Below are 17,410 nucleotides of genomic sequence, written 5' to 3'. Positions count from 1 at the left end.
ATGAGTCAATGACAGACAATTCTCTCTCGCAAGCCGAATATGACGCCATCACCGATGCCGCTGCGCACTGGTGCATGCGTCTGCACGCCGTCGACTGCACCGCCGAAGAGCGGATCGACTTCGAGCATTGGCGTGAAGCTCATCCACTGCATGCGTTCGAGTACGAAGCCATGCTGGAGATCTGGGAAGTCGCGGGGGATTTGCCGCGTCCTGAAGCCGTCCCATCCGTTGCTCGCATCAAACCGGCCACGCCTTGGCGCACGGTCGGCATCGCTGCCGCCGTTTGCGCCCTGGCGTTGCCGCTGGCAGCGTACAGCGGCTGGAACATGGGCTGGCTACCGAATTCGTATCAACACTTCGAAGCGAGTGACACGGTTCGCCAGGTTACCCTGAGCGATGGCAGCCAGGTGGAACTGAACCTGGGCAGCGAGCTGACGTTCAGCAACTTCAAGGATCAGCGCCGGGTCACGCTGGGAAAAGGCGAGGCCTACTTCAGCGTCAGCCATGACCAGGCTCACCCTTTTGTCGTCAGGGCAGCGGACGGCAGGATTCGGGTTACCGGGACCAAGTTCAACGTCTGGATGTATGAGGATCAAGTGCGCGTCAACCTGATTGAAGGCTCGGTGCTGGTCAGCAGTAACGATGATCTTCCGGGGGATGGCTTGCGTCTCGGACCGGCGATGCAGGCGCGCTATAAACACGGCGACTTTACCCCGCAAATCAGTCAGACCTACTCCAACGACAATTCTCTGGCGTGGCGCAGTGGCAAACTGGTGCTCGATGATCTGGCGCTGAACGACGCCCTGCCGTTGATCAACCGTTACCTGAGCAAACCGGTCATGGTCGCCGACCACAGCACTGGCAAGATTCGTCTGGGCGGCATCTACAACATCAAGGAACTGAACAACCTGGTGGCTTCCCTGCCCAAGGTGCTGCCGGTCTACCTGACCCGTAACAAGGAAGGTAATCCGGTACTCAATTCGATCCCGCAACAACCCCCTAAAAGCTGAAAAGGCCACAACCCTTAAGGGGATGCGGCCTTCTTTACTGCTTGAACCACCCTTTTCTTATTGAGCGGCCACCTTCCCGGCTTTTTCATCCTGCTCGCGGATCGTCTGCGCCTGGTACTGCGGATCTGACGTGATCTGCTGCTCAGTGAACGGCAACGGACTCAGCTGTTTCTTCGAAAAGGCCAGAGTCTGGTCCCGGGAATACTCCGACGCCGGGTCGCTGGACAGCGAAAACGCCAGCAGACCCTGGGCGTGAGGGCCTTTGTCATCAAAGGTCACCACTTGCAAATAGCTGGTGCCACTGATGACTTCGAGTTTGCCATCGGTCCTCGGCACACTCTGGATAGCGTTGTACACGCCGAGCGTGCCCGGACCGCCGTGGATCGGCGTCTGTTGACCGCCGCTGCTGACCACCTGAATGTCGCCCCAGCGGCTGCCATCCTTGAGCCCAAGCTTTTTGACCTGTTCCACCGACGCCAGCATCGCTTCGCGTATGGCCTTGCCCACTAGCGGATTATCCAGCGCCAGCCCACGCGGGGTGTGTTGCGGATCTGTCGGGTCGAACGCCACTCGCCAGATGTCAGGGATTTGCTGCAACGGTTCCATCATGTTCTGGAAGTGTACAAAGCCGAGCCCACTGTCCAGGTTTGCGCTGCGGTCCCACGCCTTGAGGCTCGCACACACCGGAGCGAGCGTGGCGGCATCGGCGCCCAGATCGCTAGCGCAGAACTGCAACAGATCCGGCATCACTTGCCCGGCCTGATACACCTGATCGTCCATCACCATTCGTTGCAAATCCGCCGCCGAGATCGGGCCGGCCTTGCTCAGCGTGCTCAACCGGTCCAGGGCGAAACGCGAGCGCAGCCCCAATGCCTGGCCTTCCTGACTGATCAGGGGAGAGAAGCCGGTGAGTGGTTGCGCCGGGTTGGCCATCCACGCCGAATCGTTGGAGTGTTGTACGTAATCCTTGCGCAGCAGTTGCGGCAACTTGTCCGCCGCATAAATACCCTTTTGCGCTGCATTCGGATCGATGTCCCACGCGCAAGCGCTGTTGGAACCGTCGAGCACGATCATCTGCAATCCGATGCGCGGGTCGCTGCACTTGGCCAGCTTGTCGGCACTGACGTTCGGCACCACCGACAGGTTCATGTACAGCGTTTGCCCCTGGTTATCCACCGCCAGGGTGTTGACCCACGGGATGCCCTGAATCTTGTGCACCGAGGCCTGCAAATCCTTGAGGCTGGAGGCCTGGTTCATGGCATACCACTGCTGCAACACCCGGTCGTTTTCCAGGTTGGCATCGCGCAGGCTGTAGGCGTACTGATTGTCCCAGTCGAGTTTGCCGGGCCACTGCACAATTGGACCGAACTGCGAGCTGTAGACCTCATGGGACACCGCGTGAGTCTGGCCATCGGGTTGTTTCACGTTCACCGTCACGGTTTGCTTGTTCATCGGCAGAGACTTGCCGTCGAGCAGGTAACGGGTCGGATCCTTGGGATCAAGTTGCAGGCGATACAGGGTGAAATGCTTGGACGTGTCCACCGTATGGGTCCACGCCAGGTGCTGGTTGAAACCGATGTTGATCATCGGCAGCCCCGGCAACGCCGCGCCCATCACATCCAGCTTGCCTGGAATGGTCAGGTGCATCTGATAGAAACGCATCCCGCCAATCCACGGGAAATGCGGGTTGGCCAACAACATCCCGCGGCCATTGAACGACCGCTCGCTGCCGACCGCCACCGCATTGCTGCCACGATCCAGCGCGAACCGCTGCAGGCGCGTGGCCGCCAACTGAAATGACGATCCATCGCCCGCTGCCTGCGTGACGGGCTTGGGTGGCGTCGCCCCCGCCAGCGCTTCGGCAAACTGCCCTACTCCGCCTTCGACCAACAGACGGCGGGTCAACTTGACCACGTCCTGCGAGGTGATATCGCGTACCCATTCGCCCTGGCACTGTTGCGGCAGGCCTTGTGCGCGACGTTCGCTCAGCGAACGGTTGTACCCCGCGACATAACCTTCGACCAGGTCACGCACTGGCGGGGTTTGCGCCTTCCAGAACCCGGCGACGGCTTCAGGGGTATTGAGCCACGTGAAGAACAGGTCGCTGACCTGATTTTCGCGCTCCTCGACCGTCAGCTGATCCGGGCCGAAATAGCGCGAACGCTCGCCATTGACGGTGACAATCTCATTGGCCAGCAGGCACAGATTGTCCTGCGCGTAGGCGTAACCGATGCCATATCCGAGCCCGCGCTCGTCTGCGGCACGAATATGCGGTACACCGAAACTGGTGCGGCGAATATCGGCGTTCGCCTGCTCGGGCGTACTGCGCGCGTTTGCCGCAAGACTCAGCCCCACCAACATGCCCGCAAGGCTCAACCTGGTTAATTGCCTGGAAATAATCACGCTCGCTCCTGATCGAAAAGACAAACACCCTGCGTCAAACACGCACCGCGCCTTCCCCTGGAAACGAAATCAACGACAAAAATTTAGGCCCTGAAAGACGCTTTATCCGCCCATCTCACAGGCCACTGACGTGACGATGACGAATTTTCTACATTCGAGCCTTCATTATTTGCGGTGCTCGTACGTCTTATTGAATGAGAGCACCCATCACATTCCCTGGCTGGCTCGGAAAAGGAGTTTTTGCATGTACAACTCGCAACTGCCAACGGACGGTAGTCACGCGCCCAAGGGTTCAGCCATGAGCTCCGGGGTCTTCAGTCAACACGGCGAGCGCAATGGCAACGAGCGGATCAGGTTGCTGCTCAAAAGCTTTGGACTGCGAACCAGCCTGATCAGGCTCAAGGTCATCGACGCCTTGCTGACCGCCGCAGAAAGCGAGCGCAGCCTGGGCGTGCGCGGCGTGCACGGCCATTTGCTGGACCTGGATATCCCCCTGTCCTTTCTCAGTGTGCGAGAAGTGTTGAAACGCTTGTGCAGCGAAGGCGTAATCACGCTCAATGCGGACAAAAGCTACAGCCTGCATCCACAGGCTATAGCCCTGCTTAATCGCGACTGATCAGCTCAAGGTGCGTCGCTCAAGGCTTGACCTTGCGACGCATCACGCCATTGATCACCACCACGATCACCGCCACGCCGATGGCGATGTACTGAAACAGCTTCTCGCTGATGACGCCGGTGTTTTGCAGATACGAAAGGCCGAACATGATCCCCAACACCACCAGGGAGATCAGAATCGAGTATTTCAAACGTTGCGACTGAGTCATTGCGAGTTCCTGAACCTGAAAAATGTATCCGTTTTGTATCTGAAAGCATGCCAAGCCCCTACCTTTGTGCGGGAATGGGACGCTGCAAACGGGGTCTCATGTTACAGCCGATGAAGAGATTTGGCTTTATTGCGGCGATAACCATGAGGATTTCCAAATGTTCCGTCGAATCACACTGCTGATTCCCCTGCTCGCTCTGCTGACCTTGAGCGGTTGCATCGTTTTCCCCCACGGCGGCTGGCACGGCGACCACCATTATGATCGCGGTGGACCGGGTTACTACCAGCATCGATAACGGTTGCTCAGGTCATAGAGCGTAATTAATTGAACATCCACTTGTAAGAAAAAAATCATATCCAATCACATCTGACCAAATGCCCGCCCTGTCGCGGGCATTTTCCTACGCGCCTTTACACTTCCGCTTTTATTCCCTCCTCATATCGAAACTTGGCGAAAACAATTGAAGCTTTCAGTCTTAATAGTCTGTTTGAGGTATTCATACTTGTTTGATTATCTTGGTGCCTCGCAATAAGACCCGTTATTTAACTTCAGGAAGAAGAACAGGGATGCCATGCACAAACCTCTAATAAACATCAGCCCCTATCATGTGTTCGGCTTCTGCCTTGCAATTACGCTATTTGAACTTCTGACTTACATGGCAAGCGACATGATCATGCCCGCCATGTTGACCGTCACTGATGAACTGAATGCCAGTGCGCGTCATGTCCCCTACGCGTTCAATCTTTATCTGGCGGGCGGCATTCTCCTGCAATGGCTGATTGGCCCGCTGTCGGATCACTTCGGTCGCCGGCCGATATTGCTCATTGGTTGTGCGGTTTTCGCCTTGGCCTGCGGCGCAGCGTTCAGCGTGAACAACATCTATGCGTTCAACGGCTTGCGACTGATTCAGGGCATGGGATTGGGATTTGTCATCGCCGTCAGTTATCCGGCCTTGCAGGAAGTGTTCTGCGAAGCCGACGCGGTAAAAATCATGGCGTTGCTGGGTAACGTTGCGCTGCTCTCTCCGCTCTTGGGGCCGTTGCTCGGTAGCCTTTTGCTCGAATGGCTCTCCTGGCGGGAGCTGTTTTTACTGCTGGGTGTCGGCGGCCTGTTGGTCTGGCTGGGGCTTTATGTATTTATGCCGGAAACCGTGGGGACCTTGCGCCATGACGGTCAGCGACTGACGGCGGTGCCGTTTGAGTGGCGCGGCACCGTGCGCCGCTATGCCGCGTTGCTCAGCAACCCGCAATTCCTCAGTGCCTCTGTTGCGCTGGGGATCATGAGCCTGCCCCTGATTGCCTGGATCGGACTGGCGCCAATCCTGCTGATCCACAATCAGGGGCTTTCACCATTGCACTACGGCCTGTGGCAAATCCCGGTGTTTGCGGCAGTCATTCTCGGCAATCTGATACTCAACCGATTGATAGCCAACAATGGGTTGCCACAACTGATCCGATACGCGCTTTGGCCGTTTTGCGGCGGGCTTACCGCCCTGCTCGCCAGCAGTGTCTACGGTGCGTCGACGCCTTTGTTGATCGGTGCCCTGGCGCTTTACGCAATCGGTCTGGGCATGAGCAATGCCGCACTGTACCGGCTCGCGCTGTTTTCAAGCGACGACAGCAAAGGCCTGATCTCGGCCATGATCGGCATGATTTCGATTGCCGTCATGGGCGGTGGCGGCTCGCTGATGGCTGCGGCCGGCGCCGGCGACAGTCACGAATCCTTCGCCCTGATGGCGGGTGTCGCAGGCCTCATGTGCCTGCTGCCCTTACGCCTGTTTCTGCGGCGCTCCCTCCTCCCGCTTGCTGCCTGACCCCACCCGATAGGTCCTTTTGATGATCCACTTACCCCACACCGATGCGCTTTGCGCGTTATCGCATCCCTATTGCCTGGATTCCGTGCCTGAAGGCCTGTTCGACCGGGCCATGGGGGAAATTAGCCTGTTCCATTGCCACCACACGCCAGGCTATGAGCGCTGGCTCAACGCTAACGGTCTCGTGGCACAAGACCTGGAGACACTGGATGACTGGGCAAGACTGCCGCCGATTTTCGCCCACTATTTCAAACGTCACCTGTTGTTCGGTCCCTCGGGCGAAGGCGCGCTGGAGCTGACATCGTCAGGCACCAGCGGCCAGAAAAGTCGCCTGCGCTACGACACGCGCAGCATGGCCGCTGCCCAAGGCATGGTAAGCCACATTTTTCGCCATTACGGCTGGGACACACCCGATACCCCTTGCAACTACCTGCTCCTGAGCTATGAGCCCAAGGCTGCGATCACCCTGGGCACCGCCTACACCGACCAGTTTCTGTGCAGCTATGCGCCGGTGAACCGCGTTGCCTATGGATTGCGCCTGACCAACAGCGGTCATGCGTTCGATTTGTTTGGGGTGATCCGCGCCTTGCAGGCGTTTGCCGAAGAAGGTTTACCCGTGCGCATTCTCGGCTTCCCCGCGTTCCTTTCCCACGCACTGCAACACATGGAAGACACCGGCGTGGCGGATCTGCGGTTGCCGGCCGAGTCACTGGTGTTTCTCGGTGGAGGCTGGAAAACCCAGGCGGCGCAGGAAATCCCTTTGTCGCAGTTGTATGAACGGATCAACCGCCAACTGGGTATCGACCTGTCCCGCTGCCGGGACGGCTACGGCGCTGTCGAGCATGCCGTGCCCTACATCCAGTGTGCTCACCAGCATTTCCATGTGCCGGTTTATTCAAAAGTCTTCGTGCGCAATCCAGCCGACTTCACCGTCCAGCCCTACGGCCGGCGCGGATTGCTGGAGTTCGTATCGCCCTACATTTCTTCCAGCCCCGCGCACGCCGTGGTCATGGGCGACCTGGCGACGCTGCACCCCGGCGCGAGCTGCGGATGCGGCTTGCAGACCGACTGGTTTGAACTGCATGGACGCGCTGGCACGAGCGCCAGCCGAAGCTGTGCCATGGCCGCGTCTGAACTGATTGGAGGAGCCTGACATGTACTTGATCAATGGCGAACTGCGTGACGATATCACCCTCGAGACCGCCCTCGAGGAACTGTACCCACAACTGCCACGGCTGCTGAGTACGCCGATCGACAGCACCACCGTGATCGACGCAGCGGCCCGTTTTATCCTGCTATTGCAGGCTGACAGGCTGGATGTGCCCCTCGACAACGATCAACGACTGGGGCTTGGCGACTTCTGCCAACGTGAAAATCTCGTCACCAAGCTTGAGCGCGAGTTGGGTGTGCAACCCCGCTCGCTACGACGTATCGATTACCGGCAAGCGTGCTTTGAAAGCTGGCACCCGCTGGGACTGGTGGTGCACGTGACGCCGGGCAATGCGCCGATGCTGGCGTTCTGTGCTGTCGTGGAAAGCCTGCTGGCCGGCAACATCAACTGGCTGCGCCCCAGTTCCAGCGATGACGGATTGACCGCCCGGTTACTCGCGGCGCTGGTGCAGTGCGACACCAGTGGCCAACTGGCCGATTTCGTTGCCGTGCTGCCGGTCGGCACGGCTCAGATAGCGCAACTCTGCACCCACGCCGATGGCGTCGCCGCCTGGGGCGGTGAACAAGCGCTCAAGGCGATTCGTCAGCAGATCCCGGCCGGGTGTCGCTGGATCGATTGGGGCCACAGGATCAGCTTCGCTTACCTGTCACCTGATGCGGCGAGTCCTTCGGCGCTGGATACGTTGGTGGATGAGGTGTGCAGTCTGGATCAGCAAGCGTGTTCGAGCCCGCAATGGCTGCTGGTGGACAGCAACGATCCGGCAATTTTGCTGGACCTGGGTGAGCGGCTGGCTGAAGCCTTTACACGCCGCGCCTCACACTGGCCGGCGCTGGTACCTACCGACCAGGAGGCTTCGGAAATCACCACCCGCACCGCCATGGCGCGATTGGAACATTGCTTTGCAAACCAGACCGGCCAAGTCTGGGCCGCCTCCGGATGGAGAGTCATCTGGGATCACCACCAGACGCTCGCGCCCTCCCCACTGTTTCGTACGTTGCTGCTCAAACCGGTGCCGCAACACGTGATCGCCGAGACGCTATTGCCTTGGCGCAAGGTCCTGCAAAGCTGCGCGTTGATGTGTTCACCCGCACAGACGCCTGAGCTGGTACGCACGCTGGTCAATGCCGGCGTCACGCGTATCGCCCCCTGCGGATCGATTCATGATGGTTACCCCGGGGAGCCCCATGACGGCGTCTACGCGCTGTCACGCTTCAGTCGTCGTCTCTCGGTCAGTCTGGCGCCGGAGGCCGTCCCTGGGCGGGCAACGCTCGACGCACTACCCGAAGCGCCCGATACACGCCATGACCCGATCATGGACAAAAACGTATTCATGACCCAGCCGATCAACGCCGCCGCACAGCTGTATTTCCGTTCCGGGGGAAGCAGCGGCACGCCGGCCCTGGCCGGTTTCAGTTATCAGGACTTTCAACGGCAGATGCGCGCCGCGGCTGACGGTATGTTTGCCGCCGGCCTCGATCCATCGACGGACCGGGTGATGAACCTGTTTTACGGTGGCAGCCTGTATGGAGGTTTCTCCAGCTTCACCAAGGTCCTGGAACAGATGGGCGTTACCCATTACCCCATGGGCGCACCGCACCAGGATGACTTCAGCGAAATTGCCCAGCTGATTGTGGACCACGGGATTACCGTGTTGATTGGCATGCCGAGTACGTTGCATCGCCTGTTTTTCAACGAACAGAGCCGACTTCGCGCGTACGCCGGCATCAGCAAAGTGTTCCTCGGCGGTGAACATCCCGGCCAGGCCAGCCTGCGCCTGATGGAGAGCTGCGGGGTCTCGACGATTCGCTCGGCGATCTATGGCTCGGTCGACGCGGGCCCGCTGGGACATGCCTGCACGGCAACCGAGGACGGCGTCTTTCATTTGATGTGCGAGACCCAGCATCTGGAAATCGTCCATCTGGAACACGATGTGCCGGTTCAGGCCGATGAAGTCGGCCGACTGCTGTTCACCTCCCGGGCCCGGCAGGGCCAGAGCGTGCGCCGGTACGACGTTGGCGACACCGGGCGCTGGATACCCGGAGCCTGTCCTTGCGGGCTCGACTCACCGCGATTCGAATTGCTGCAGCGTCACGGCAAGCTGATCCGGATGGGCACCGAGTTCATTTCGCCGATGGCGCTGCAGGACAGCGTCGGCCTGCCGGTTCAACTGGTCCTGGACCATGCCCTCGATGGCCGGGAGCGGCTGACGGTTCTATCGAACCTGAATGCCGACAAGGCTTATGCAAACTTGTTGAACCATCAAGCACTGGCCAATGCCGTGAGCGCCGCACTGTTAACGGTGGAAGTTCACGAATGCACCGAAGCCGAATTCACTCGAAACAAACACAGCGGAAAAGTACCGTTAGTCATCGACAACAGAAAATAAATATATCAATAGTTTCAAAACCGTAGAAACGCCTGATAAAAAAGAGAACCCAGTGAACATAACTTATTCGCTTGAACAGCTCGTGCCTTATATAAGGCAACACTCAAACTTCTACCGTAAACACCTGCAACACTTGCCGTTGGACGGAAACACGTTAAAAGACCTTCCATTAACCAATGTTGCCGACTATTGGGCAAATAGCGACGATCTAACTGAATGGCCCGTGCTTTCCGGACAGATCAGTGACGGGCTGGTGTTCAAAACCGGGGGTTCAACCAGCCACGGCAAACTATCGGTGTATTCCACGGATGAATGGCAAACGCTGGTCAGCACGTTCGGCGACAGTATTTCCTGCCAACTGAAAGACGGCGACCGCGTCGCCAATCTGTTCTTCAGTGGCGATCTCTATGCCAGCTTTCTGTTCATCCACGACTCGCTGGCGCACGTCAAACGGTCCATCTGTGAATTTCCGTTCACCGGAGAAGTCAGCATGGATGTCCTGGCGGATGCGCTGGATCAGCACCGGATCAACGTACTGGTCGGCGTGCCGGCGCAGTTACTGCGCTTTGCGGCATACCTGACCCAGCATCAGCGGGTACTGTGTGGGGTTGAAACATTGCTGTACGGCGGCGAAAGCCTGTTCGGCCCGCAACTGGCAATCCTTACCCAGGTGTTTCCCAACGTACGCATCGCCTCAATCGGCTACGCCAGCGTCGATGCGGGCCTCATCGGGGCGACAAGCCGCGACTGCGCCCTGGGCGAGCATCGGGTGTTTGAACCGCAGACCTTGCTGGAAATCGTCGATGAGCTCACGGGTGAAGTCATCGAAGAATGCGACCGCACCGGAGTGTTAGTGGTGACCAACCTGACACGCCGACTGATGCCGCTGCTGCGTTATCCGGTGGGCGACCGCGCCTGCTGGCGTGAGCCTGAAACAACGCCGATGCGTAAATTCGCCCTCAAGGGACGTAGCGCTCATAGTCAGCGGGTTCGGGTGAGTTCACTGTCGTTGTTGATCGACGAAATACAGCAAATCGTCCAGCGCGTTGCCGATACCGATCAGTGGCAATTGCGCATCGAACATGACGGCTACAAGGACATCGTCAGTGTGAAATGGGTGCCCGGTGCTCGAACGCTGACCACCGCTCCGATGTGCCAGGCGCTGTATGCAGCGCTTGTGACCCACTACCCCGCGCTCGAGCAACTGAATCGCGAAAGGTTGCTGGAGCTGCGGGTACTCTCCTGCCCCGCCACCGAACTGGAGCTTCACCCTCGCTCGGGCAAACAGATGCGAGTCCTGGATTTGCGCACCTATGACGCGCCATCACCGGAGACTGCATGATGCCTAACCTGATTTTTCGACGCTTTCGCCCTTCCGACGCCCGCGACGTGAGTGAGCTGTTTCGTGAGGTCTATGGCGATCATTACGTTCAACCGGATGTTTACCTGCCGAACATGATCAGCCAACACATTGCCGACGGCCGCTGGAAATCGATGCTGGCGGTGGACGACGTACGGGTTCTCGGGCATGCCGCGTTGTGCCAGGAAGTGTTCCCGCACACTGCGGAACTGGCGCTTAGCGTGGTGCATCCCGCCGCGCAGGGGCAAAGTATCGCGACCCGTCTGGGCCGGGAGTTACTGATGCAGGCCGCACCACTGGGCTTCAAGAGTGTCGTGATCAAACAAGTGACCCACCACCCGTACACTCAACGCATGGCTGCAAACATCGGCTTCTACAGCACGGGCGTGCTTCCCGACTACGTCCCTTCGCCTTTCGGCGAGCCGCACCCGGAAACCATTGTGATGGGTTGTTACGTGGTTGAAGGCCACACGCGCCCGCTCCCCGACATTCCCTGGCCTGAGCGCTATCGGGGGTTTATGCAGCACCTGTGTTCGCTGTTCGGGACTCATCCGCAAGCGCCATCACCACCTTCGATGCCCTTGCAGATCAAGCAACATCATCACCGCTTCGACATGGTCGTTCAGCGCTTGAGCAAACGCCTGCTCGACCAGATCCGGCAATTGCCCGGTCATTGGATGGTCTCGACCCGAGTTGCGTTGTCGCAGCACTTCACCGAAGACCTGCGAAGTTTGACGCTGCTGGGTTTCACCTTTACCGGGTTGATGCCCGCACCTGGCAGTCATGGATGGTTCGCCCTGTTTCACCGAGGAGCGCAACCTCGATCCCTCAACCTGCATTGCCCCTACATGCAACAGTTGCACGACGACTTGCAGCGCCACACCGAATTACTGGGCAACGCTCGCTCAGCCGCTTGAGTCTTTTCGGTGAAAGTCATGCCCGGCTGCGCGCAAAGCTCTACCAGCCAGTCGACAACCCCCCTTACCCGCCAGGACATCTGGCGGTGTGGGGATAGAGGGCCGTCAACGGCATCAGGGGGCAGCGTCGATTTGATTACTTCGCACAGACGCCCTTCCTTCAATTGACGGGCAACGTGGCAGTACGGCGTCTGCACCAGCCCGTTGACTGGTCACCGAAGCGCCAGGCAACTGCACGCCGTCCGCCGCTTTGGCAAAACCGCCCATTGTGTCGGGGCTTCCTGGCCGGCGCACCCCATGAAGTTGCTTGAGCGGTAAACGAGCCCGGCCTACTCGGTCTGAGTGGGCCGGCACTACCGAGCGTCAGGCTTTGGAGCTGACGCCACCATCGGTAGGAGGCACCGTCGTCCCATTGCCCTTGCCGTAAGTCTGCAAGTTCTGCAATACGTAGATCGCCGTCTTGTATTCAGGGATCAAGCCAGTGGCGTACTTGTCGCCCCTGATACTGTTGTTCTGGATGGTATCCAGTTGCGTGGCGAAATACTCCAGCGCATTGAATTTTGCATCCGGGTCATTCTGAACCCCAAACCGGTCAAACTTGTCACCGGCATTCATCAACGTCATCCACGTAGTATCGGAAATCAGGCCTTTACCTCTAAGGAAGGCACTGAGGTTGCCCAGTTGTTTGGCGCTGACATTTTCCGGGTCGAAACCTTTTACGTTTCGATGGATTTTCATTGCATCCATTTTCGCCGTGCTCAGCGCGTTGGGATTGGTCCCCACCAATGCCAGCATCTGCTTGATCCGGGCGCTTTGCTTGATAGGCTTGCCGCCGCCCGTATCCTGAACCAATAAACCTGCCTTGGACGTCCAAGCCCCGGCATAGCCGATAGTCATGACTGAACTCCCGACTGCGTGACCATAAAAAACTCCTTGTTGACCCGATTTAGAGCGGCCAAGTATCAGCGTGGCAACTTGCCATACCAACAAGTATTTCCGGTTTTTACAATTTTCGTACATTTACGATACAAAGAACCAAGTGCCTGGATTCATTGGCCTATACAAACTTCCCGCCATTGGACTGGCAACTGATCAGCCTCGTTTGTATCCACAATGACACTGCCAAGCCCCGACCGTCCGTCACCCTGCCCAAATCTTGTACGTTCGTACCTAAAGCTCGTCTCCAGCAGGCCGATAGCACTACGAAGCGCCGATCTTTCGATCGAAAACCACTATAAAAAAAACGCTGCACAAGGACCGGTCCCATGCCCGCATTCCGCACCATCCAGGCTCGCTACACGCTGTTTCTGGTCCTGTTCATCCTGCTGTTGTTCGTTCTGACAGTGGTCGGCATCAGCCAGTTGGTCGCCCCCAAACTCCGCCACACCGAAGAGCAGGTGGCCCTCAACCGCATCGCCGAAGTGGCCGAGCATATCCAGGGCGAACTGAACAAGGTTCAGGCGCAACAGCGCAGCATCACCCAGACCATTCCATTGCTCGACAGCGGCGCCATCGACACGGTGTTGCCTGGCCTGGTCGATCAGTACGGCGAATTGAAAGTGTTCGGCGGCGGGATCTGGCCGTTGCCCGGCCAGCGCGAAGCCGGGCGCAACAAGTTCAGCACCTTCTGGCACCGCGACGCCTCGGGCAAGCTGGCGGTCAATACGTTCTGGAACAGCGACGCAGCCCCCAACTATTACGACCAGACCTGGTACAAGGGCGGCATGCAAACCCCGCGCGGCCAATGCGCCTGGGCCGCCGCCTATAAAGATGACGCCAGCGCCGAGCCCCGGACCAACTGCGCCATGGCCATTCAGAAAAATGGTGCCGCGTATGGCGTCTCGACCATCGACGTGACCCTGGGCTTTTTCAATGACCTGATCGCGCGCAAGGAAAAAGACCTTGGCGCAGAAATGCTGATCGTCGAGGCCGACGGCAAGATCATCAGCAACAGCTCGCGGATCAGCGGGCCGATCGTGCTGAAGAACATCAGTGAACTGACCAGCAACTCGCCATTCGCCAACCAAGTGAAGGCCGGCCTGCAAAACCGTGATCAGTCGCAACGGGGCGAGTTCGACAACAACGGTGAAGCCAGCACCTTCTTCATGCGCCCGATCGAAGGCACGCCGTGGTTCCTCGCCACGGCCCTGCCGACCAAGCTGATCACCGCCCAGCGTGACGACGTTCTCAGCACCTTGAGCCTGCTGCAAATCCCGATGGTGATCCTGCTGGTGCTGCTGCAGATCTACGCGATTCGCCAACTGATCCAGCGCATGAAAATCCTCAAGGCCAACATAGACGCCCTGTCCGCTGGCGATGCCGATTTGACCAAGCGCATCACCATCCGCGCCGAAGACGAACTGGGCGCTATCGGGCACTCGGTCAACGCCTTCATCATTTACTTGCAGAACATGATCGGCGAAGTCACCCAGGCCACCGGCGCCATGGCGTCCAGCCTCGACAATCTGCAACGCACCTCGGCCCACACCAGCCAGATTCTGGTGCGTCATGCGTCTGAAACCGATCAGACGGTCACGGCGATCACCGAGATGAGTTCGACCGCTGAAAGCGTCGCGCAAAACGCCGCTGAAACGGCGGCCTTCACCCAGCGCGCCAATGAAAACGCAGACCGTTCCCGGGTCGTCGTCGGCGAAGCGTCGAGCAGCGTGATTGCCTTGATCGACGAGGTGGCAAGCGCTACTCATAAAGTCGAAAGCATGCAGGAGGATGCACAACGCATCACCGAGATTCTCGGGGTGATTGGCGCGATTGCCGGGCAGACTAACTTGTTGGCACTCAACGCTGCGATCGAAGCGGCCCGGGCCGGTGAGCAAGGTCGCGGTTTCGCGGTGGTCGCCGATGAAGTCCGCGCCCTCGCCGCCCGCACCCAGGCCAGCACGTCGCAAATCAATGAAATGCTCAAGCGCCTGACCCAAGGCGTGAGTTCGTCGGTGAGCGCCATGGAAAACACCCAGGCCAGCTGCCAGTCTGCCGCCGATGCCACGGCGCGGGTCAACACGGGTCTGGATGAGATGGCCGGCTCGGTCAGCCACATCAACAGCCTGAGCACGCAGATCGCCACCGCCGCCGAGCAGCAAAGCGCGGTGACCGAAGAGATCAACCGCAGCATGGTGCAGATCCGCCACATGGTGGATGAGCTGGTGAAAAGCGGCCAGGCCAGCGAGCTTAATACCCAGCAACTTTTGCAAGCCAATGCGCGCGTCAGCTCGATCATGGGGCGGTTCAAGGTGCGTTAATATGCGCCCATCGCTAAACCTGTAGCAGCTGGCGAAGCCTGCGTCCGGCTGCGCAGCAGTCGTAAAATCTGAACCCGCGGTGCAACAGACAGACCGCACATTCCGGATTTACGACTGCTGCGCAGCCGGACGCAGGCTTCGCCAGCTGCTACAAGGAATGCGGTGCAACTTGGTTGCGCGGTATTACTTCGAAACAACCTGATATCTCTTCGCAGCGAAAAATGGTCAAAATGCATCTTTTTGGCCGCAACCCGAGACGAGATTCCCCATGCGAACCCACCTGCGTCTGGTCGCCCTGAGCGCCCTGTTTATCTCCTCCCTGGCCCAGGCCGCCGACCTGATCCCGATCGAAGTCCACCGTGACGCCAACTGCGGTTGCTGCAAAAAATGGATCAGCCACCTGGAAGCCAACGGCTTCAAGGTTGAAGACCACGTCGAATCCAACATGAGCGAATTCAAGCAACAGCACGGCGTGCCTCCGCGTCTGGCGTCCTGCCACACCGGCCTGATCAACGGCAAATTCGTCGAAGGCCATGTGCCAGCGGATCAAGTCCTGGCCTTGAGCAAACGTGATGACTTGCTCGGTGTTGCGGCGCCGGGCATGCCCATGGGTTCGCCGGGCATGGAAATGGACGGCATGAGCGACGCTTATCAAGTGATCGGCCTGAAAAAGGACGGCACTGATGTGGTGGTGGCGGACTACCCGGCCCATTGATCGGCGGCGCCTACATAGGGCTGTTTTTCGCGGCATTCGGTGCCGCGACCTTGTTGCCGTTGCAATCCGAAGCGTTGCTCGTGGGGCTGCTGCTCAGCGAGCAGTATTGGCTGTGGTCGCTGCTGGCCGTCGCGACGCTGGGCAATGTCCTCGGCTCCGTGGTGAATTGGTGGCTAGGCTGTCGCATCGAGCGGTTTCGCGACCGACGCTGGTTTCCGGTCAGCCCGCGCCATCTGGAACAGGCCCGAAAACACTACCAACGCTACGGTCATTGGTCATTGCTGCTGAGTTGGGTGCCCATTATTGGTGACCCGCTGACGCTGGTGGCCGGGGTCATGCGCGAGCCGCTTGGGCGGTTCCTGCTGATCGTGACCCTCGCCAAAGGTGCTCGCTATGGCGTGCTGGCCTTGGCCACGCTCGGCTGGATCGGTTGAACGATCAGCTGCTGCGATTGCCTGTGTTTAATATCGCCCTAATCATGTCGATCCAGCATCGGCTGTTTTCCAACGGAGTGCTCTCATGTCCCTTGCTCTTTCGCGCTGGCTGCCCGGCCTGTTTCTGACAGCTGCATTGCCTGTTCTGGCCCATGCTGAAGGCCCGGAATACGGACCGGAACTGCAAGGCTTCGAGTACCCCTACACGGTCAAGCACTTCGCATTCGAGTCCCAGGGCAAATCCCTGCAGATGGGTTACATGGACGTCGCCGCACACGGCAAGGCCAACGGGCGCAGCGTGGTGTTGATGCATGGCAAGAATTTCTGCGGTGCCACCTGGGACAGCTCGATCAAAGCCTTGAGCGAAGCCGGTTACCGGGTCATTGCGCCGGATCAGATCGGCTTTTGCACCTCCAGCAAACCGGACAACTATCAGTACACGTTCCAGCAGTTGGCGACCAATACCCAGCAACTGCTCAAAGCCCTCGGCATCCAGAAAGCCAGCTTGCTCGGGCACTCCACCGGCGGCATGCTCGCCACGCGCTATGCCCTGCAGTATCCCGATCAGGTCGAGCAACTGGCGCTGGTCAATCCCATTGGCCTGGAAGACTGGAAAGCCCTTGGCGTGCCGTATCGCACTGTCGATCAATGGTATGAGCGCGAACTCAAACTCAGCGCCGACGGCATCCGAACTTACGAACGCAACACCTATTACGGCGGCCGCTGGAAGCCGGAATTCGATCGCTGGGTCGATATGCTTGCCGGTCTGAACAAAGGCCCCGGGCACACGCAAGTGGCATGGAACTCAGCGCTGATCTACGACATGATCTTCACCCAGCCGGTGTTCTACGAATTCAAGGACCTGAAAATGCCGACGCTGTTGCTGATCGGCACATCCGACACCACAGCCATCGGCAGTGACATTGCCTCCCCGGAGGTCAAGGCGAAGCTCGGTCATTACGACGTGCTCGGCAAGCAAGTGGCAAAACTGATTCCCCAGTCCACACTGGTTGAATTCCCCGGCATGGGCCACGCGCCGCAGATGGAAGAGCCGGCGAAATTCCACCAGGCATTGCTCGACTGGCTGAACAAAACCAATCCCGTGCGTTGATGAGGTAAG

General features: G+C 58.8%; 15 protein-coding genes and 1 pseudogene. 12 read left to right on the top strand and 4 right to left on the bottom strand.

Features of this window, described 5'->3' with window-relative positions; genetic code table 11:
* Positions 1–8: 8 nt before the first annotated feature.
* Entirely contained in the window at positions 9–1,010 is a 1,002-nt protein-coding gene (locus ACA072_RS13620) for a FecR family protein (protein WP_497624744.1), read from the top strand.
* A 57-nt stretch (positions 1,011–1,067) separates the two neighbouring features.
* Here ACA072_RS13620 and pvdQ read toward each other — a convergent pair whose 3' ends face one another.
* Entirely contained in the window at positions 1,068–3,413 is a 2,346-nt protein-coding gene (pvdQ, locus tag ACA072_RS13615) for a bifunctional acylase PvdQ (RefSeq protein WP_497624743.1), read from the bottom strand.
* A gap of 244 nt (positions 3,414–3,657) precedes the next feature.
* Between pvdQ and ACA072_RS13610 the strand changes: the two genes are divergently transcribed.
* Positions 3,658–4,029, top strand: a complete 372-nt coding sequence (locus ACA072_RS13610; protein WP_497624742.1) for a fe2+ zn2+ uptake regulation protein — start codon at positions 3,658–3,660, stop codon at positions 4,027–4,029.
* Between the two features lie 19 nt (positions 4,030–4,048).
* On the opposite strand, the gene ACA072_RS13605 is transcribed toward ACA072_RS13610, so the two are convergent.
* Positions 4,049–4,237, bottom strand: a complete 189-nt coding sequence (locus tag ACA072_RS13605) for a hypothetical protein (protein ID WP_028620074.1) — start codon at positions 4,235–4,237, stop codon at positions 4,049–4,051.
* 157 nt (positions 4,238–4,394) lie between these two features.
* Between ACA072_RS13605 and ACA072_RS13600 the strand changes: the two genes are divergently transcribed.
* The 6 genes from ACA072_RS13600 (at position 4,395) to ACA072_RS13575 (ending at position 11,884) form a co-directional block, all read left to right on the top strand.
* Positions 4,395–4,532, top strand: a complete 138-nt coding sequence (locus ACA072_RS13600; RefSeq protein ID WP_165557409.1) for a hypothetical protein — start codon at positions 4,395–4,397, stop codon at positions 4,530–4,532.
* 276 nt (positions 4,533–4,808) lie between these two features.
* A complete protein-coding gene (locus ACA072_RS13595) occupies positions 4,809–6,050 on the top strand; it encodes an MFS transporter (protein ID WP_497624741.1) in 1,242 nt (413 codons plus the stop codon).
* A gap of 22 nt (positions 6,051–6,072) precedes the next feature.
* Entirely contained in the window at positions 6,073–7,203 is a 1,131-nt protein-coding gene (locus ACA072_RS13590) for a LuxE/PaaK family acyltransferase (protein WP_497624740.1), read from the top strand.
* A 1-nt stretch (position 7,204) separates the two neighbouring features.
* On the top strand, positions 7,205–9,607 hold the full coding sequence (locus ACA072_RS13585; protein WP_497624739.1) for an aldehyde dehydrogenase family protein: 2,403 nt from the start codon (positions 7,205–7,207) through the stop codon (positions 9,605–9,607).
* Positions 9,608–9,659: 52 nt separating this feature from the next.
* Entirely contained in the window at positions 9,660–10,949 is a 1,290-nt protein-coding gene (locus ACA072_RS13580) for a phenylacetate--CoA ligase family protein (protein ID WP_497624738.1), read from the top strand.
* A complete protein-coding gene (locus ACA072_RS13575; protein WP_497624986.1) occupies positions 10,949–11,884 on the top strand; it encodes a GNAT family N-acetyltransferase in 936 nt (311 codons plus the stop codon). The genes ACA072_RS13580 and ACA072_RS13575 overlap by 1 nt, the downstream gene beginning before the upstream one ends.
* Here ACA072_RS13575 and ACA072_RS13570 read toward each other — a convergent pair.
* Together ACA072_RS13570 and ACA072_RS13565 are read right to left on the bottom strand one after the other, a co-directional pair.
* Positions 11,873–12,087, bottom strand: a pseudogene (locus ACA072_RS13570) (LysR family transcriptional regulator); the annotation flags it as partial. The gene ACA072_RS13575 and the pseudogene ACA072_RS13570 sit on opposite strands and share 12 nt — an antisense overlap.
* 160 nt (positions 12,088–12,247) lie before the next feature.
* Positions 12,248–12,781: a hypothetical protein gene (locus ACA072_RS13565; RefSeq protein ID WP_497624737.1), complete on the bottom strand. Its 534-nt coding sequence runs from the start codon at positions 12,779–12,781 to the stop codon at positions 12,248–12,250.
* Between the two features lie 368 nt (positions 12,782–13,149).
* Between ACA072_RS13565 and ACA072_RS13560 the strand changes: the two genes are divergently transcribed.
* From ACA072_RS13560 to ACA072_RS13545, 4 genes are all read left to right on the top strand, one after another.
* The gene (locus ACA072_RS13560; protein ID WP_497624736.1) at positions 13,150–15,141 is read left to right on the top strand and encodes a methyl-accepting chemotaxis protein; all 1,992 of its coding nucleotides are present in this window, start codon (positions 13,150–13,152) and stop codon (positions 15,139–15,141) included.
* A 268-nt stretch (positions 15,142–15,409) separates the two neighbouring features.
* Positions 15,410–15,856 carry a DUF411 domain-containing protein gene (locus ACA072_RS13555; RefSeq protein ID WP_403097981.1) on the top strand — a complete coding sequence of 149 codons (447 nt, stop codon included), beginning with the start codon at positions 15,410–15,412 and terminating at the stop codon, positions 15,854–15,856.
* On the top strand, positions 15,856–16,290 hold the full coding sequence (locus tag ACA072_RS13550; RefSeq protein ID WP_403097983.1) for a YqaA family protein: 435 nt from the start codon (positions 15,856–15,858) through the stop codon (positions 16,288–16,290). The genes ACA072_RS13555 and ACA072_RS13550 overlap by 1 nt, the downstream gene beginning before the upstream one ends.
* A gap of 85 nt (positions 16,291–16,375) precedes the next feature.
* Positions 16,376–17,401, top strand: a complete 1,026-nt coding sequence (locus ACA072_RS13545; protein WP_497624735.1) for an alpha/beta fold hydrolase — start codon at positions 16,376–16,378, stop codon at positions 17,399–17,401.
* Positions 17,402–17,410 lie beyond the last annotated feature (9 nt).

This window comes from Pseudomonas sp. LBUM1656 (assembly GCF_059716065.1).
This window is presented reverse-complemented; position numbering and strand designations above follow the sequence as displayed.

Bases quoted from the DNA above. Each gene is read 5' to 3' on its own strand.
- ACA072_RS13585 (WP_497624739.1), top strand. From the start codon at position 7,205: ATGTACTTGATCAATGGCGAACTGCGTGACGATATCACCCTCGAGACC.
- ACA072_RS13605 (WP_028620074.1), bottom strand. From the start codon at position 4,237: ATGACTCAGTCGCAACGTTTGAAATACTCGATTCTGATCTCCCTGGTG.
- ACA072_RS13610 (WP_497624742.1), top strand. From the start codon at position 3,658: ATGTACAACTCGCAACTGCCAACGGACGGTAGTCACGCGCCCAAGGGT.
- ACA072_RS13595 (WP_497624741.1), top strand. From the start codon at position 4,809: ATGCACAAACCTCTAATAAACATCAGCCCCTATCATGTGTTCGGCTTC.
- ACA072_RS13555 (WP_403097981.1), top strand. From the start codon at position 15,410: ATGCGAACCCACCTGCGTCTGGTCGCCCTGAGCGCCCTGTTTATCTCC.
- ACA072_RS13620 (WP_497624744.1), top strand. From the start codon at position 9: ATGACAGACAATTCTCTCTCGCAAGCCGAATATGACGCCATCACCGAT.
- ACA072_RS13560 (WP_497624736.1), top strand. From the start codon at position 13,150: ATGCCCGCATTCCGCACCATCCAGGCTCGCTACACGCTGTTTCTGGTC.
- ACA072_RS13545 (WP_497624735.1), top strand. From the start codon at position 16,376: ATGTCCCTTGCTCTTTCGCGCTGGCTGCCCGGCCTGTTTCTGACAGCT.
- ACA072_RS13565 (WP_497624737.1), bottom strand. From the start codon at position 12,781: ATGACTATCGGCTATGCCGGGGCTTGGACGTCCAAGGCAGGTTTATTG.
- ACA072_RS13575 (WP_497624986.1), top strand. From the start codon at position 10,949: ATGCCTAACCTGATTTTTCGACGCTTTCGCCCTTCCGACGCCCGCGAC.
- ACA072_RS13600 (WP_165557409.1), top strand. From the start codon at position 4,395: ATGTTCCGTCGAATCACACTGCTGATTCCCCTGCTCGCTCTGCTGACC.
- ACA072_RS13590 (WP_497624740.1), top strand. From the start codon at position 6,073: ATGATCCACTTACCCCACACCGATGCGCTTTGCGCGTTATCGCATCCC.